Origin of the sequence: Psychrobacter sp. Sarcosine-3u-12, assembly GCF_002836005.1 — a bacterium.
Classification (GTDB): domain Bacteria; phylum Pseudomonadota; class Gammaproteobacteria; order Pseudomonadales; family Moraxellaceae; genus Psychrobacter; species Psychrobacter okhotskensis.
Genome location: NZ_PJBY01000081.1, coordinates 20,396 through 35,310, shown reverse-complemented (window position 1 = coordinate 35,310; position 14,915 = coordinate 20,396). Strand labels below are relative to the sequence as shown.

Annotated in this window: 13 protein-coding genes and 1 tRNA gene; 5 read left to right on the top strand and 9 right to left on the bottom strand. The window is 44.8% G+C overall.

Annotated features, from left to right (window positions below; all coding sequences use genetic code 11):
• Positions 1 to 84: 84 nt before the first annotated feature.
• Positions 85 to 175: transfer RNA gene (locus CXF65_RS04930), tRNA-Ser, on the bottom strand.
• Between the two features lie 249 nt (positions 176 to 424).
• Here CXF65_RS04930 and CXF65_RS04925 point away from each other — a divergent pair.
• From CXF65_RS04925 to CXF65_RS04915, 3 genes are all read left to right on the top strand, one after another.
• The gene (locus tag CXF65_RS04925) at positions 425 to 1,261 is read left to right on the top strand and encodes a DNA/RNA non-specific endonuclease (RefSeq protein WP_227523200.1); all 837 of its coding nucleotides are present in this window, start codon (positions 425 to 427) and stop codon (positions 1,259 to 1,261) included.
• 74 nt (positions 1,262 to 1,335) lie between these two features.
• The gene (locus CXF65_RS04920) at positions 1,336 to 1,599 is read left to right on the top strand and encodes a hypothetical protein (RefSeq protein ID WP_101211252.1); all 264 of its coding nucleotides are present in this window, start codon (positions 1,336 to 1,338) and stop codon (positions 1,597 to 1,599) included.
• Between the two features lie 260 nt (positions 1,600 to 1,859).
• A complete protein-coding gene (locus tag CXF65_RS04915) occupies positions 1,860 to 2,243 on the top strand; it encodes a DUF2147 domain-containing protein (RefSeq protein ID WP_025651454.1) in 384 nt (127 codons plus the stop codon).
• Between the two features lie 149 nt (positions 2,244 to 2,392).
• Here CXF65_RS04915 and CXF65_RS04910 read toward each other — a convergent pair whose 3' ends face one another.
• The 4 genes from CXF65_RS04910 to CXF65_RS04895 all read right to left on the bottom strand — a co-directional run bounded on the left by CXF65_RS04910 (position 2,393) and on the right by CXF65_RS04895 (position 6,987).
• Positions 2,393 to 3,655: an ammonium transporter gene (locus tag CXF65_RS04910; RefSeq protein ID WP_025651453.1), complete on the bottom strand. Its 1,263-nt coding sequence runs from the start codon at positions 3,653 to 3,655 to the stop codon at positions 2,393 to 2,395.
• 77 nt (positions 3,656 to 3,732) lie between these two features.
• Positions 3,733 to 4,071: a P-II family nitrogen regulator gene (locus tag CXF65_RS04905; protein ID WP_010197981.1), complete on the bottom strand. Its 339-nt coding sequence runs from the start codon at positions 4,069 to 4,071 to the stop codon at positions 3,733 to 3,735.
• Positions 4,072 to 4,470: 399 nt separating this feature from the next.
• Positions 4,471 to 5,325: a universal stress protein gene (locus CXF65_RS04900; protein WP_025651452.1), complete on the bottom strand. Its 855-nt coding sequence runs from the start codon at positions 5,323 to 5,325 to the stop codon at positions 4,471 to 4,473.
• A 162-nt stretch (positions 5,326 to 5,487) separates the two neighbouring features.
• A complete protein-coding gene (locus tag CXF65_RS04895; protein WP_101211251.1) occupies positions 5,488 to 6,987 on the bottom strand; it encodes a SulP family inorganic anion transporter in 1,500 nt (499 codons plus the stop codon).
• 642 nt (positions 6,988 to 7,629) lie between these two features.
• Between CXF65_RS04895 and murD the strand changes: the two genes are divergently transcribed.
• Both murD and ftsW read left to right on the top strand, forming a co-directional pair.
• Positions 7,630 to 9,045 (top strand): UDP-N-acetylmuramoyl-L-alanine--D-glutamate ligase, encoded by a 1,416-nt coding sequence (murD, locus tag CXF65_RS04890; protein ID WP_101211250.1) that lies wholly within the window; start codon positions 7,630 to 7,632, stop codon positions 9,043 to 9,045.
• 356 nt (positions 9,046 to 9,401) lie between these two features.
• Positions 9,402 to 10,598 (top strand): putative lipid II flippase FtsW, encoded by a 1,197-nt coding sequence (gene ftsW, locus CXF65_RS04885; protein WP_198551964.1) that lies wholly within the window; start codon positions 9,402 to 9,404, stop codon positions 10,596 to 10,598.
• An 89-nt stretch (positions 10,599 to 10,687) separates the two neighbouring features.
• On the opposite strand, the gene gluQRS is transcribed toward ftsW, so the two are convergent.
• From gluQRS to CXF65_RS04865, 4 genes are all read right to left on the bottom strand, one after another.
• Entirely contained in the window at positions 10,688 to 11,671 is a 984-nt protein-coding gene (gene gluQRS / locus CXF65_RS04880) for a tRNA glutamyl-Q(34) synthetase GluQRS (RefSeq protein WP_101211248.1), read from the bottom strand.
• A gap of 388 nt (positions 11,672 to 12,059) precedes the next feature.
• Positions 12,060 to 12,500, bottom strand: a complete 441-nt coding sequence (gene dksA, locus CXF65_RS04875) for an RNA polymerase-binding protein DksA (RefSeq protein WP_025651447.1) — start codon at positions 12,498 to 12,500, stop codon at positions 12,060 to 12,062.
• A 466-nt stretch (positions 12,501 to 12,966) separates the two neighbouring features.
• Positions 12,967 to 13,815, bottom strand: coding sequence for a metallophosphoesterase (locus CXF65_RS04870; RefSeq protein WP_101211247.1), 849 nt, complete (start codon positions 13,813 to 13,815; stop codon positions 12,967 to 12,969).
• A gap of 276 nt (positions 13,816 to 14,091) precedes the next feature.
• Positions 14,092 to 14,910: a metal ABC transporter permease gene (locus CXF65_RS04865; RefSeq protein WP_025651444.1), complete on the bottom strand. Its 819-nt coding sequence runs from the start codon at positions 14,908 to 14,910 to the stop codon at positions 14,092 to 14,094.
• Between the last annotated feature and the right edge of the window lie 5 nt (positions 14,911 to 14,915).

Genomic DNA, 14,915 nt, shown 5'->3' with positions numbered 1-14,915 from the left:
TTAAAATCTCCCAAGTTTGGTTCTACGGATTTGACGACAGTGGTCAGACTGGGGCAAGTTGGGAAAACTAGCATTTAATAAGATTGGCGGTGACGGAGAGATTCGAACTCTCGATACGCTATGAACGTATACACACTTTCCAGGCGTGCGGTTTCAGCCACTCACCCACGTCACCGTTTTGATATAGCAGACAGTTTTGATTGATTATTATTGAAACGAAAAATAATCAGTTGTCCGTACATTTTAGACCGCCTAGTATAGCGGATAGCATTTAAAATGTCACGGTTTACGCCTTATCTTTCTTTATTGTTGGCTGCCTGCTAGGATAGCGCATACGTAATAACAAGCATAGATGGTTGAAAGTTGAATGATAAGTTTTGCTAGGCTTAAATGCAGCCTTAAAAATAGCGCAATAGTGACAGTAATGGCTGTCGTGGTCGGTATTACTTCAGCGCAGGCCGATGACTTTACCCAGTGTAGCCAATCTTTTTATGGTGGTATTTATCCCGAATTTACCAATACCAAGCTCAGCAATAACACCCAAGCATTATGCATGGACGGTTTTGCCACTATGTATTCGGGCGTTTCGCGTACACCGCTGTGGTCAGCTGAGCATCTGACGCGCAAGCGCTTAAATCAAGCCAAAGAAATCGATCGTGAAGACAGCTTTCATGAAGAGAGTCGACTACCAAAATCCGCACGTGCCTCGCTGTCTGATTATTCAGGCTCTGGCTATGATCGTGGCCATATCGCCCCTAATGCCAATATGGCCACGCGCAGCCAACAGTATGATAGTTTTAGTCTCGCCAATATTGCCCCACAATCTCCACGCAATAACCGCTATATTTGGCGTAATATAGAGTCGGCGACCCGCTATTTGACCCAGCAATACGGTGAGGTTTATACCGTTACCGGTGTGGCGTTCACGAATAAAAAAACCAAGCAGCTTGCTGACCGTGTACTCGTACCCAGTCATTTTTTTAAAGCGGTTTATATTCCCGCAACCAATCAAGCAGGGGTGTACTATGCGCCAAATGATGAATCAGAGCGTATAGAGATTATAAGTATTGACCAATTAACTGCCAAAACAGGCATCGATGTCCTACCAGTGCTCGATCCTCAAACCAAAGCAGAGGCGTTTGATCTGCCACTAAAGGCTGGTGAAAGTTCGGATTTGCCCGATGTATCTGCTGAAGAACCTGCTTGGATGCTATTTGTCTGGGCAATTCTCGAATGGTTAATTGCCCAATTACAGGCATAACTCCTTTAAATGTAACTAAAAGTGTACGCTATTGAAAAATCACGTAAGATGCTGTTAATAGAAAGGAGACTCAAATGATTGAACCATTTGCTAATAATCACCAAAGTATGCAAATCGGTGAGCTAGTCATCGAAAATCAAAAAGATAAAATTATTATCTATGGTGATATTGATTTGACGCTTAATAGCGCTGGATATGAGCAAGCACAACGCTTACACGAGCTAACGACTACGATTCTGCAAGCTTTTGAAAGTAATGTTGAATACAACAATAATGACGGCAAGTCAAAAGAAAAAGATGACCAATTGGACAAAAATATAGACAATCCTTTCTTGTAACTGTTTGATATAGTTCTTTTTTTATAGAAATAATAAACTATAAAAAAATTACTAGGCAAAAGCTTAAAATTGCTTATAATGGGTCAAGACATCGCTTATGTCGTTTAAGTTTTTAATGAACAGCTTATTTACCATTGCATTCGACCACTATCAAATAGTAGTTAACTGTAAAGCTCGGAATAAAGATTTTAGCGAAGGATAAGCATAGGAGATCAGAAACATAACGTTTCGAGTAATCATTGTATGAAGGGAGTCAGTCTATGAAATTATTTACAAAAACCACTTTAGCAGTTGCAGGTATCGGTATAGCAAGCATGGCATTCGCCGCTGATCCTTTAGCCAATACCACTTGGCAGACTTATGATGAAGGCAAGCCAAAAGGCACAGTAAAAATCACTGAGTCAAATGGCGTGTTGACAGGTAAGCTCATTGCTACCAACTCAGCCAAAGGTCAAAAACACGTTGGTACAACTATCATCAAAGGCCTCAAAGCTGACGGTGGTGGTAAGTATAGTGGCGGTACGATTACAGATCCTGAAAAAGGTAAAGATTATCGTATGACTGCACAACTGAGTGGCAGTACATTGAAGCTAAAAGGTTATATCGGTCCATTCTCACGCAGTCAAGAATGGAAAAAGAAATAAGCTAGGGTGAATCAAACTAGGTTATTACTTGCTTTATAAAAAGTTAACTTATAAATAGAAAACCCATTTATAAAGCACAAAAAAATCCCGCATTACCGAAAGGTGTTGCGGGATTTTTTATGCTTTAATTTTATGCAAATACTAACTGATTATCTGACGAACTCTGGATATGCTTCCATACCGCATTCAGCGATATCGCCACCTTCATATTCATCTTCTTCCGAGATACGCAGACCCATCACTACTTTAATGATTGACCAAACGATCAGGCTGGCAATAAATACCCAAGCAAAGATAGTAGCTGCACCCGCAACTTGACCAACGAAAGTAGTCGCTGGATTGGTAATAGGAACAATCAGTAGACCGAATAGCCCAACCACGCCGTGCACCGAAATAGCACCGACTGGATCATCAATTTTCATTTTATCTAAAGCAAGAATGGCTAAGACAACGATGACGCCTGCAATTAGACCAAACAGTGTTGCTTGTAGCGCAGAGGGTGTAGAGGGTTCTGCAGTAATGGCAACCAAACCTGCCAATGCACCATTGAGGAGCATGGTCAAGTCAGCCTTGCCAAAGATAAGTCGCGCTACTAATAAGGCACCTATCGCTCCGCCTGCTGCGGCAGCATTGGTATTCAAGAACACCATGGCGACAGAGTTGGCACTGGCGATATCGCCGAGCTTGAGGACAGAACCACCGTTAAAGCCGAACCAGCCCATCCATAAGATAAGGGTTCCAAGTGCTGCTAATGGCAGATTGGCACCAGGAATAGCACGTATTTCACCTTTAGGACCGTATTTGCCTTTACGAGCGCCCAATAGCAAGACACCAGCCAGCGCCGCTGCTGCACCTGCTAAATGTACGATACCAGAGCCTGCAAAATCAGAAAAGCCTAAATCACCTAAGCTAAATAGACCAAAGACGTCTTTGCCACCCCATGTCCAACTGCCTTCAACAGGGTAGATCACACCTGTCATGACCACCGCGAATAGCAGAAAAGCCCATAGCTTCATACGCTCAGCGACCGCGCCTGAGACGATAGACATACAGGTTGCGACGAATACCACTTGAAAGAAAAAGTCAGAGGCTGCCGAATAGACGGAATCACCGCCAAAGCCATTTTCTGCTGAGGCTGCTAGAGCGTCTGCTACCAAGGTCTCACCGCCTGCAATACCGCTCAAAAACAGATTGCCATCATACATAATGGCATAGCCGCAGATCATATACATAGTACAAGCAGTGGCAAATAGCGCGATATTTTTGGTTAAAATCTCGACCGTGTTTTTTGAGCGCACCAGTCCGGCTTCCAGCATCGTGAAGCCCGCTGCCATCCACATGACCAGCGCCCCACACATTAAAAAGTAAAACGTATCAAGTGCGTACTGGAGCTCAAAGATTTGATTTTGCATGTTAATTCCCCCTTGAATATATGCAATATAGATATCGGTATGTCCTATAAATCTGTGTTTATAGGTGGATCTGCGCGTTAAATAGCGTCGGGACCCGTCTCTCCCGTACGAATACGAATGACTTGCTCAAGAGCGGTCACGAATATTTTACCGTCACCAATTTTGCCGGTGCTAGCGATGCGAGTGATGGCTTCGATAGCAGGTTCAACCATCTCATCGATAACGGCCACTTCAACTTTCACTTTAGGTAAAAAGTCCACCACGTATTCTGCGCCGCGATAGAGCTCAGTATGACCTTTTTGACGACCGAAACCTTTGACTTCGGTGACGGTGACACCTTTGACACCGATGTCAGAAAGCGCTTCACGTACATCATCGAGCTTAAACGGTTTTAAGATCGCAGTGATTAACTTCATAAAAAATTCCTTATATGGGTGATGTCGCAGGTTGATATAGACATTGCGGTGCATCGTATGACTGTCGTGCTTACCTTAAGTCATTCAAGAACTGTGCCAAACCTACTCAAGGGGGTAGGTAGGATTCGGCTGATAGGTTCAAAAGTGGCTTAGATATTGACAATAAATACGGCTTATAGGACAACGATAACGAGCATCATTATCAGCATAAGCAGAGTAGATCAACCTTTAACGTTGCAGTAACGAAAACTTTATTATAACCAACTTTTTAAGCGCTTGGGGAGGCTATCACTTTATTTCATGTGATGATTTGATAAAAGTGTATCGCGAATAAGTAGAGAGTAAAAGTAGGTGGGAGGGGCAGAGACGGATACTCTGCCCGCAAATGGCACGTTGGAGTTATGCTTTAGGGAAGAGTAGGTATGGGGTCTTAGTGCTGCCTAGTAGCTTTTTGGTGTCACTGCCTTTAAGCAGTTCATGCAAACGAGATTGACCAAAAGCACCTGTCATTAGCAGACCAATATTATGCTCATTTTGATAATAATTTAAGGCGGCTGTCACATCACGGCAGTCTAGCAATGCCTTTTTAGACTTAATACCGGCTTGCTTCAGACGGGCATAAGCTTCACGTAGTGCATCGCAGTTTTCTGAGTTGTCTTTACCGACCATGACGATATGAATGGTTAGTGCGCGAACGAGTGGCGTTTTACATAGCCAATTAAGCAGCTTATGAGAAGTGGCTGAGTTGTCGAAAGCAAATAAAGCGGTCGTAGGGGGCAAAAATGGTGCATGAGTCACCAAAATGGGGCAGTGGCTTAAGCGAATAAGCTGACTTAACGTTGCTTTGCAGGTCACATGATGACCAATAACAATCAATTGCGCCTTGTTATCGACATAATCGATACTCTCATTGAGATTTTCGTGGCGATGCAGCGTATAAGTCTTTAGTTTTTGGCGCTGCTGCTCGCAATAGGTAGTGGCTTGATGCAGCAACAGCTTGCCTTGGGCTTTTAGCTCACAGTTACTCAAATGCTCTTTGGTGGTAAATTGATCCAATAAAGCGCTTTCGTCATCGATATTGAGGCAGCCAGAATAATCGACTGCTGCTTTTTGCTGCAAGCTTGGTACTGAATGCAACAGACCGATAGGAGCCTGCAAACGAGGAGCTGCCCACATGCTCGCCTCTAATACGGCTTGTACATGATCCGGACAGTCTAAGCAGGCAATCACGCTATCTGGCTTTAAGTTACTCATAAGGCCACCACATCATCTTATAATTAAAATACCGTCAAGCGGGTCAATGTATTTGTGATGACCCTAACGCTTGAGCTGGTATGCCAATATAATGGTTTATTTACAAACCATGAATTAACGTCCGTTCAATAACGCAGACGCAGTGTTTGGTCATCTAATTCCTTAATCCAACAAGCCAATATCTCGGCGATCGTGGATAGAGAAACGGTCAATCAAGGTACGGCTTGCACTGTTGAGTCCTACCACTTTGACATCAATCCCTTCACGTTGCAAGCGCATGACCAGCTTGTCCAAGGTGTCTACGGCACTGACGTCCCAAAAATGCGCTTGGCTGACATCGATATGGATGCTGTCCAAGGCTTCTTTGGTATCAAAGCTATGCAAGAACTGCGTCGTTGAGGCAAAGAATACTTGGCCTTGGACGTAGTAATAACGAGTATTGCTACTGTCGTCATACTCACTAAATATCGTTAAGAATTGTCCAATCTTATTGGCAAACGCTAGCGCCGATAACAGCACGCCGACACCCACGCCATACGCTAGATTATGCGTAAAGACCGTGGTCAAAACGGTCGCTAGCATGACAATGTTAAACGACATCGGATGGGTCTTAAACTCGCGAATAGATTGCCAATTAAAAGTACCGATAGAGACCATAATCATCACAGCGACCAGCGCTGCCATCGGTATCAGACTGACCCATTCACTTAAAAACACCACCATAATGAGCAGTACCACACCCGCCATCAAGGTAGACAGACGCGTACGTCCGCCTGATTTGATGTTAATCATTGACTGACCAATCATCGCACAACCTGCCATACCACCGAAGAATCCTGATACCACGTTGGCAATACCTTGACCACGACACTCGCGGTTTTTATCGCTTGGCGTATCGGTTAACTCATCCACAATCGTCGCCGTCATCATTGATTCTAATAACCCAACGATGGCCAGCGCGATAGAGTAAGGCGCAATGATTAAGAGCGTCGTTAAATTTAGTGGAATATCTGGCAGCAAAAACACTGGTAGAGAATCGGGCAAATCACCCATACTCCCAACGTTACGAATATCGAGATTCATATACATCGCGACTGCGGTTAAGCCGACAATACAAATGAGTGGTGAAGGAATCACGCGACCGATTTTTGGAATGAGTGGAAACAGATAGATAATCGCCAAGCCCGCTGCGGTCATGATATAAACGGTCATCCCGACACGCTCAGTCATCGGGTTGAGCTCGGGGAGCTGCGCGGCAAAGATCAAAATCGCTAGCGCATTGACAAAGCCAATGACCACCGAGCGCGAGACAAAGCGCATCAGGTTGCCAAGCTTTAGAATACCCATAACGACCTGAATGGCCCCGCACAGTAAGGTGGCGGCCAGCAAGTACTGCAAGCCATGATCAGCCACCAAATCCACCATCACTAGCGCCATCGCTCCTGTCGCTGCCGAAATCATACCTGGACGACCGCCGACGAAACTAATCACCACGGCGATACAGAATGAGGCATACAAACCGACTTTTGGGTCGACGCCTGCGATAATAGAAAAAGCAATGGCTTCTGGAATCAGGGCCAGTGCGACCACCAAACCTGATAAAACGTCACCGCGAACATTGGAAAACCACTCGTCACGTAAGCTATCAAAAAAAGATGTCATAAGTAAACTGCATAGAGTTAAAGGCAAAAAAAGTAATCATTACTCAGTGATAAAATGATCGCGTTGTTATAAGTCGTTATAATCAGTGCTATTAAACGTTTTTGTATGCTGCGGTTGCGCCATTATCTGCGGATGATGGTGTAGCAACGCGCTCATCGATTTATTGACGGGTATCGCTAATACGCTCACCAATAGCCAATACGATGACAATGCCTAAAATATAGTGTATTAAAATACAGTGTCTAAAATAAAGTATAAGAGCCGCCATGGGGCAACGCGGTAGAAGGAGATAAATAATCTATCAGACAAAAGCGCATAAGTAGATCGCAGCTAGGGTCTGCCACCTCATGACCGCGATATGAATCGTTGCGGAAGAAGCGTGACAATAGCGCGATAAATGTGACAACATGCTAAACTAAAATACTTAGCTAAAACCCTCAGCCCAAATATCTGTTTAGACTGATATTATAGCATTAGCTAGTCAATATAAAAACAGCCGCATAATAGCACAAAGTCATAAAAAACCAGTACCGAAATCTGAACGATACCGTTATGATGATCTTCATTTTAATAGCATCATGCAGACGGCTAAACCACGCGCGTGCTTGATGCCATTTTGTTCGTCCAATAAGAGGAAGAGATATGACCACCCTTAACGCAACAGAAACCTTACTTCATAAGGGCAGTGGTCTACAAGTTGTGGTCGGTTTGGGACAGTCAGGGCTGTCAGTCGCGAACTATCTTACCAAGCAAGGCTACCGTGTGGCAGTCACTGATAATCAGTCGCAGCCTACCTTAGCCGACCAGTTGCCAGCAGCCGTTGATATTCGTCAATTTGGGGCTATAGATGCAGAATTGCTGCAGCAAGCGGCACGGATTATTATTAGCCCAGGCATTTCTTTGGATACCGATGCGGTTGCCGCTGCCCGTCGCGCCAATATTCCAGTGGTCAGCGATATTCAGCTGTTCTGCGAAGCCTGTACCGTACCGATCGTTGCTATTACTGGCTCTAATGCCAAAAGCACGGTGACGACTTTGGTCGGACAGATGGCGGCAGATGCCGGTGTCAATGTGGGCGTCGGGGGTAATATCGGCGTGCCAGCCCTTACTCTCCTTGCCAATCCTGGCATGCAATTGGCGGTGCTTGAACTATCCAGCTTCCAGTTAGAGACGGTGAGCAATTTGGGGGCGCAAGTGGCCACCGTTCTTAATATGTCGCCCGATCATTTAGATCGCCATGGGGATATGCTTGGTTACCATCAGGCCAAGCATCGTATCTTTCAAGGTGCCAAATCGGTGGTAATCAATCGAGAAGATGCGCTGACTCGTCCGTTAGTGGCTGACAATTTGCCACGGCTGAGCACGGGTATCCATGCTCCTGATAAAGGTCACTATGGCCTCATCACCGATCCAGAGAGACAGATTTATCTTGCACGCGGGACCGAGCGCTTACTATCAGCGGACAAACTGCCAATTAAAGGTCGTCATAATCTGTTGAATGCACAAGCGGCTTTGGCGCTGGGTGAGCTTGCTGGCTTACCGCTGGATAGCATGCTAAATACCTTGCAGCAGTTCACAGGTCTCGAGCATCGCTGCCAATATGTCGCTACTGCGGCGGGTATTGATTATTTTAACGATTCAAAAGGCACCAATATTGGCTCGACCATGGCCGCTATCGAAGGGTTAGGTGCGGTCTATGCACCAAAAGACGGCAAGCTGTTGTTAATCTTAGGTGGGCAGGGTAAAGGTCAACAATTTGGTGAATTGACGCCCTTTATCAATCAATATGTCAGCCAAGTGCTGTTTATTGGTGAGGATGCCAAGCAGATTGAGCAGCATCTACGCGCGGCTAAATTAAGCGATGAAGTGGCGCTGCATCAATGCCAGACCTTAGAAAATGCGTTTGCCACTATTCAGCAAGTCACTATAAGCAGCTTGTCACAAGTGCAAGCCGTGTTATTATCGCCAGCCTGTGCCAGCTTTGATCAATTTAGTGGTTACGCCGCTCGTGGTGAGCATTTTAGCCAGATGGTCAGCCAGTTAGAGAAAGGCATTTAAATAGCATAAGCCAAATATTTGGCAACTACATAGCCCTACGGACACCGCAGCGAATAACCAATCGCATTTTGTTGATAAATGATTGTTTTGCTTATAGATTACTGCTACTGTCAATAATAATCAGTCAGGCAAGTTGTCGATTTTATTATTCAGTTGATAATAAGTCGATGATTCTAGGATAGACGGCAAGATAGTCTGCGTTTTTCCAGTATTAATTTATTAATGAGCTGTTTTCTAGTAGCTGTTTTTTAGACAAGTGGCCGTTATAGCCCGTGCGGTACGATCTACTTTATATTTTTTATACGGTGGCGTTGCATAAACGCCGTGTTTTTTCGTTTGTTAGTGTATATAAAATTATGGCCCTCTCCTCTCTTTTTCGTTCGTCTCCCTCATCGCAGCAAGCTTCTGGCTCAGATGGCATTCTTTCTATGCCATCAGCGCGAGCAATTTTAATATCGAGTGTCGGCTGTATGCTGGTGCTCAGTCTGCTGATGGTTGCTTCTGCCTCTATTCCCTTCGCGCTCAGTCGCGGCATGACAGAGCTGCATTTTTTTAGAAATCAACTGCTCTATATGGGAATTGGCCTAATCGCCGCTGCTTTTCCTTATTACTTGGTGTCCCTACGAACCTTATATAAGACAGAAACCCAGTTTATCCTGTTAGCGATTACCGGAGCCTTGCTGTTTTTAACTTTGTTTGGCACACCGATTAATGGCTCTAAGCGCTGGTTAAATTTAGGATTTTTGAACTTTCAGGTCGCAGAATTGGCCAAACTGGTCATGATTGTATTCGTATCTGACTTTGTCGTGCGCCGATCTTTTGAGGTTCGTAATGGCTGGGATGGCTTTTTACGGATATTTTTAGTGGTCGGCATGATTACGCTATTACTGTTATTGCAGCCAGACTTTGGCTCTTTGGTCGTCATTGTGGGTACTGTTTTTGCGATATTTTATATCGCTGGCGCACCTTACAAGCAGTTCTTGGCATTGGGCGGCTTGGTGGCTGGGTTAGCAGTACTGGCAGTGACGTTGGTACAGTATCGCTTGGTACGTGTGATGTCGTTTTTGGATCCCTTTGACGATGTGCAAGATACCGATTATCAGCTCGCGCGCAGTTTGATTGCCTTTGGTCGTGGTCAGTTTACTGGCGTTGGTTATGGTGAAAGCGTACAAAAACTGTCGCATTTACCTGAGGCGCATACGGATTTTTTATTAGCGATTACGGGTGAAGAGTTGGGTTTTGTGGGGGTCGCGATGGTGTTGCTGCTTGAGGCGCTCATTATCGGTAGCGCAATGCGGATCAGTTATAACGCGCTCAAGCGTCGTCAGATGCGTATGAGCTATACCGCCTTTGGTATCGGTGTGGTCTTTATCGCGCAAACAATTATTAACGCGGCGATGAATATGGGTGCGATTCCGACTAAGGGTTTGACCATGCCATTTTTCAGCTACGGTGGTTCATCCATGCTCATCAGCTTAGTGATGGTTGCCTTGCTGCTAAAGATTTACAAAGAAAGCCCTGAGATCGAAAAAAGCCAGTGCCGTTATTATTAGTCGCTTTGATAATTAGTAAGCCTAAAAAGCTTTGATAGATAGGTATTAATATGTAGAAAAGCGTCGCTAGCAGCGGCGCTTTTTGTTTTTTAATAATGAGGCAGATTAAGCACGCTTTTGCCCTGTAGCGGGGTATGATCCCACTGCGCAATTGCTTGCGTTAGCATACGGGCTGGCGTATCTCTATCGACCGCTGGCTGTTGCAACAGTTGCAAAGCGTCGGCGATCAGCTTACTTGGATCGCGAGTATCAATCGGTTGTGCAAGGTTCTGCTTGGAGAGCTTTTGTCCATCAGGATTGCATATCAAGGGCAGATGATACCAGTGATCGATAGCCGGTAAATTAGCTGCCTGCATGATACTAATCTGAGCCGTGGTCATGGGTAAAATGTCCAATCCACGCATAATATGAGTGACTTGTTGTAGCCCGTCATCGAGGCTGGCGGCTAAGATATAATTGATCATGCCGTCGTTGCGGCGCACCACCATATCCCCTAAGGTCTGTTGTGGATTGTCCCACTGCAAGCCCTGAATACCATCATTAAAGCCAATGCTATAGTCTGGCAGTTGTATGCGCAGCTTGTGTTGCTGACGATCGAGATTGGCATTGAGGCAGCAGCGTGGGTAGCGTTGTCTATTGGGTAGCAGTTGCTTAATATCCGTAGCATTCAAATCTGCTGGTAGAGGCTCTAGGTTTTGAGTCGTCGAAGATGGCTGTGCTTGCTGAGACCAGTAGCGCTCCAAGTCCTTACGTGAGCACTGACAGCCATAAGTTAGTGGTAGCAGGTCTGATGATAAATAGTCGTTATAGATATCAATACGCTCAGACTGATAAATGACATCTCCATCCCACTGTAGCCCGAGCACTTCTAGATCTATAAGAATCTGCTCAGTGAACTGTCTGTCACAGCGTTCCGTATCAGTATCTTCGATACGCAGCAGCCATTTACCACCGAGCGACTTGATATGGCAAAAGCTGGCAAGCGCAGTGGTCAAGGAGCCAAGATGCAGCTCACCCGTGGGTGAAGGCGCAAAGCGGCCGATAGGAGGGGGTAGTGGTTGCTGATGGGGCATATGAATACGAGTCGTTTGCAAAGTAGAAAGTAGGGGTTATCAAGGTAATTACTCATCAAAGCAGTAGAATGTAGCTATAGTCAGTGAAAAGTAATATCGAACCATCACGCACTGCTAATATTAATTCTTCTGGCTTGCTGTACTTTTGCAGACAGAGGCGATAAAAAATTGATATCAGCAATAGCGTCGCGTCTTTAGGATATTTTGACTATAGAATAAAGAAGAACAGAGTAAAAAGATATTTATTAAATGGGCTTATTTTGTCAGTAAACTAAAAAAGCTATCTATAGAACGGAATTTATAAAACGCAACGAGCGACCAATAAATGGTCGCTCGTTATTATAGAGCCTGTCAGCACGCATTTATCTGCACTGACATAAGGGCGTGTTTAGGTATGACCTTGGTTTTGACGCTCTTTGATCTCTGATAACGTCTTGCAGTCGATACATTGGGTTGCCGTTGGGCGAGCCTCAAGACGGCGCAAGCCAATCTCTACCCCGCAAGTTTCACAAAAACCATAGTCATCGTTTTCAATTTCTGCCATAGACTTATCGATTTTGCGAATGAGTTTACGCTCACGGTCACGCGTACGTAACGTCAAGGCAAACTCTTCTTCTTGAGTCGCGCGGTCGTTGATATCTGGCATGGCGCTAGACTCATCTTGGATATAAGTCTTGGTGCGATCTGCTTCGCCAATCAGTTGCTGCTTCCAATCCAACAAAATAGCCTTAAAATGCTCTAACTGCGCATCAGACATATACTCTTCGTCTTTGGCAGGCACATAAGGAGTAAACTTAACATCACTCGTATTCGTGGTCACGGTGCTCATATGGGTATCCTACTTTTTCAAATTAATTCAATAAAACGACATATCAAAAGACAAGACGTTATAAGTTTAACAAACGCTATAAGTTGTCCCTTTATAAAACGTTTTACCACTTGGTAACACAAGTAACACAGCTGAACTCATCGTACGGTTATATTGATATGTTTATATCAATGGTCAGGTATATTGTTATGCATATTTTTATTTAAATGGCTGGGTCTAAATAATGCGACAAATGACTGACTGTGAAAACTTAGCTTGTGCTCAATGTAGCCATCCTAGCTATTATAATTTTGCTGATGATTAATCGCGTTACCGTTCTAACGCGGTTTGGTTTTATCAGTATCGTTATTCACTTATCATAAAGCAAAGTTTGATTTTGCCAACCATATGGACGAAATTTTTTGTATTAAATCAAACATATGGACAAGGGCAATCATGGTGTTTTTGACGCCGATAAAACTGGGCATCAAGTATCCAACCTTTTAACCCAGCTTGCAACCTCTCCATTGTTGGCTAATTGCAACCAACGATAACCGGGGCGCGCGTTTTCATCGTAAGCAAAATCGTCTCTATAAGGCTTAAATTGATAGCAAGTCGACGGCGTGCTATAAACGCTGACCCCTTGACGATGGCGTACTTGCGCTTGATGGGTATGACCGCTAATGATTACTTTTAATTGGTCAAACGGAGCCATATGCTGCCAAAAAGCCTCGGTATTCTTTGCCATATGGATATCGATCCAGTCAGACTCTACTGGGATAACGTGATGGTGCAGGGCGATGAGCGCAGGCTTATTACATCCTTGCAGCTGCCTACACAACCAGTCGATATCGGTCGCGGTCACTTCTCCTGCCACCTTGCCAGAAATAGAAGAATCCAGTAATAGTAATTGCCAGTGCTCCGTCTCAATAACGTGTCGGCTGAGCAAACGCGCATCGGTCGGCTGGGCGACGAGTTCGCGCTGAAAAAACGGTAAATCGCTACCGATCTCATTAGTAACATCATGATTGCCCGCAATACAGGCAAAAGGGATGTTGGTCGCTTGCAATACCTCAAAAATATGATCGTAAATAGTGGGCTGTACTTGATTGACCAAGTCGCCAGTCACCACGATCAAGTCACAGCGGATATCTTCACTCAATGCTTGTTCGATGATTTTTTCAAAACTGTGCTGACAAACAAATATATCGGAACTATTGTCAATGTTGTCATCCGCCAGCGCAGAGGTGGGTGTTGACAGGTGCAAATCCGTGATTTGTAACACATTTAGCTGTTGATCTGGCGTACTGATGTTATTGGCAGGATAGCTTAGCATTGGGTCAGTCCCTTATCGAATCAAAACAAGTACTGCTGTTAAAACGAGTATGGATAAATCGGTCACTGTTATTGATGACACACTTTAGTATGTTTATAGCGTCTATTTATCATTAATAACAGCATTCTACTAACTATCGCGCTAATAGCATCAGGGAAAGTTTATATCATAAAGCGAATGAAAGCTCTAGCATATTGATGAAATAAAGTTGGATAAAGGGATAATGATTCGCTAAAGACTATAGAAGTCTCTACTACAAAGTTTTAAAGAGCCTCTCTACTGGCGCATCGTCCAAAATTTTGCCGTTAGCACCTTTGATAAAATCAGCGCTACAAAGAATAAAATAGCCAATATCAGTACGATAGACAGACCAGTTTGAATATCTAGCCAAATACTGCCCCAAACACCTAGCGTCACGCCAAGCTGAGCGATAAGCAGCGCGATAACCACCATTTGCTTTGGCGATGCTGACCATAAACGTGCCGTTAAAGCCGGTAGTACCAGCAAGCCACTGATTAATAAGCTACCCACCGCTTGCAGGGCAATGGCACAAAACCCTGCCAATAAACCCATAAAAAATAGCCGCTGGCGTGTTGGGTTGACGCCTTGAATCCGTGCTAACGCTTCGTGAGTAGCAAGCTTAATTTGTGCCGGCCAAATATAGGCGAGTAAACCTAATCCTACCAGTACACTACCGCCTATTAAGGGTAAGTCTGCCCAATCAAGCTCGAGCAAATTACCAAACAAAAACCCCAGCACGTTGGCTTGCTGATCGGTCAGTTGGGTCAGCGCTAACAGCCCCAAGCACAGCAGCGACACCGCAACCACCGCCAGTACGGAATCGACGGGCAAACGCTCATCATCTATGAGCACGAGTCCTAGTACCACTATCACGCTCACCAAAGCAATACCAATGCCCATGGGCAACTGCCACCACACGGCCAAGGCCACGCCTAGCAAAGTACCATGCGCCAAGGCATCGGCAAAAAATGCCATGCGTCGCCACAATACCAAACAACCGAGGGGCGCTGATAGCAGTGCTAAGATACTGCCAGCAATCCAAGCAGGCGCAATAATGGCTAACCAAGCACTCATAATGT

What these genes read in the sequence shown, in the direction of transcription:
- CXF65_RS04925 (WP_227523200.1), top strand. Translation starts at nt 425, where the DNA reads ATGGCTGTCGTGGTCGGTATTACTTCAGCGCAGGCCGATGACTTTACC.
- CXF65_RS04920 (WP_101211252.1), top strand. Translation starts at nt 1,336, where the DNA reads ATGATTGAACCATTTGCTAATAATCACCAAAGTATGCAAATCGGTGAG.
- CXF65_RS04915 (WP_025651454.1), top strand. Translation starts at nt 1,860, where the DNA reads ATGAAATTATTTACAAAAACCACTTTAGCAGTTGCAGGTATCGGTATA.
- CXF65_RS04910 (WP_025651453.1), bottom strand. Translation starts at nt 3,655, where the DNA reads ATGCAAAATCAAATCTTTGAGCTCCAGTACGCACTTGATACGTTTTAC.
- CXF65_RS04905 (WP_010197981.1), bottom strand. Translation starts at nt 4,071, where the DNA reads ATGAAGTTAATCACTGCGATCTTAAAACCGTTTAAGCTCGATGATGTA.
- CXF65_RS04900 (WP_025651452.1), bottom strand. Translation starts at nt 5,325, where the DNA reads ATGAGTAACTTAAAGCCAGATAGCGTGATTGCCTGCTTAGACTGTCCG.
- CXF65_RS04895 (WP_101211251.1), bottom strand. Translation starts at nt 6,987, where the DNA reads ATGACATCTTTTTTTGATAGCTTACGTGACGAGTGGTTTTCCAATGTT.
- murD (WP_101211250.1), top strand. Translation starts at nt 7,630, where the DNA reads ATGACCACCCTTAACGCAACAGAAACCTTACTTCATAAGGGCAGTGGT.
- ftsW (WP_198551964.1), top strand. Translation starts at nt 9,402, where the DNA reads ATGGCCCTCTCCTCTCTTTTTCGTTCGTCTCCCTCATCGCAGCAAGCT.
- gluQRS (WP_101211248.1), bottom strand. Translation starts at nt 11,671, where the DNA reads ATGCCCCATCAGCAACCACTACCCCCTCCTATCGGCCGCTTTGCGCCT.
- dksA (WP_025651447.1), bottom strand. Translation starts at nt 12,500, where the DNA reads ATGAGCACCGTGACCACGAATACGAGTGATGTTAAGTTTACTCCTTAT.
- CXF65_RS04870 (WP_101211247.1), bottom strand. Translation starts at nt 13,815, where the DNA reads ATGCTAAGCTATCCTGCCAATAACATCAGTACGCCAGATCAACAGCTA.
- CXF65_RS04865 (WP_025651444.1), bottom strand. Translation starts at nt 14,910, where the DNA reads ATGAGTGCTTGGTTAGCCATTATTGCGCCTGCTTGGATTGCTGGCAGT.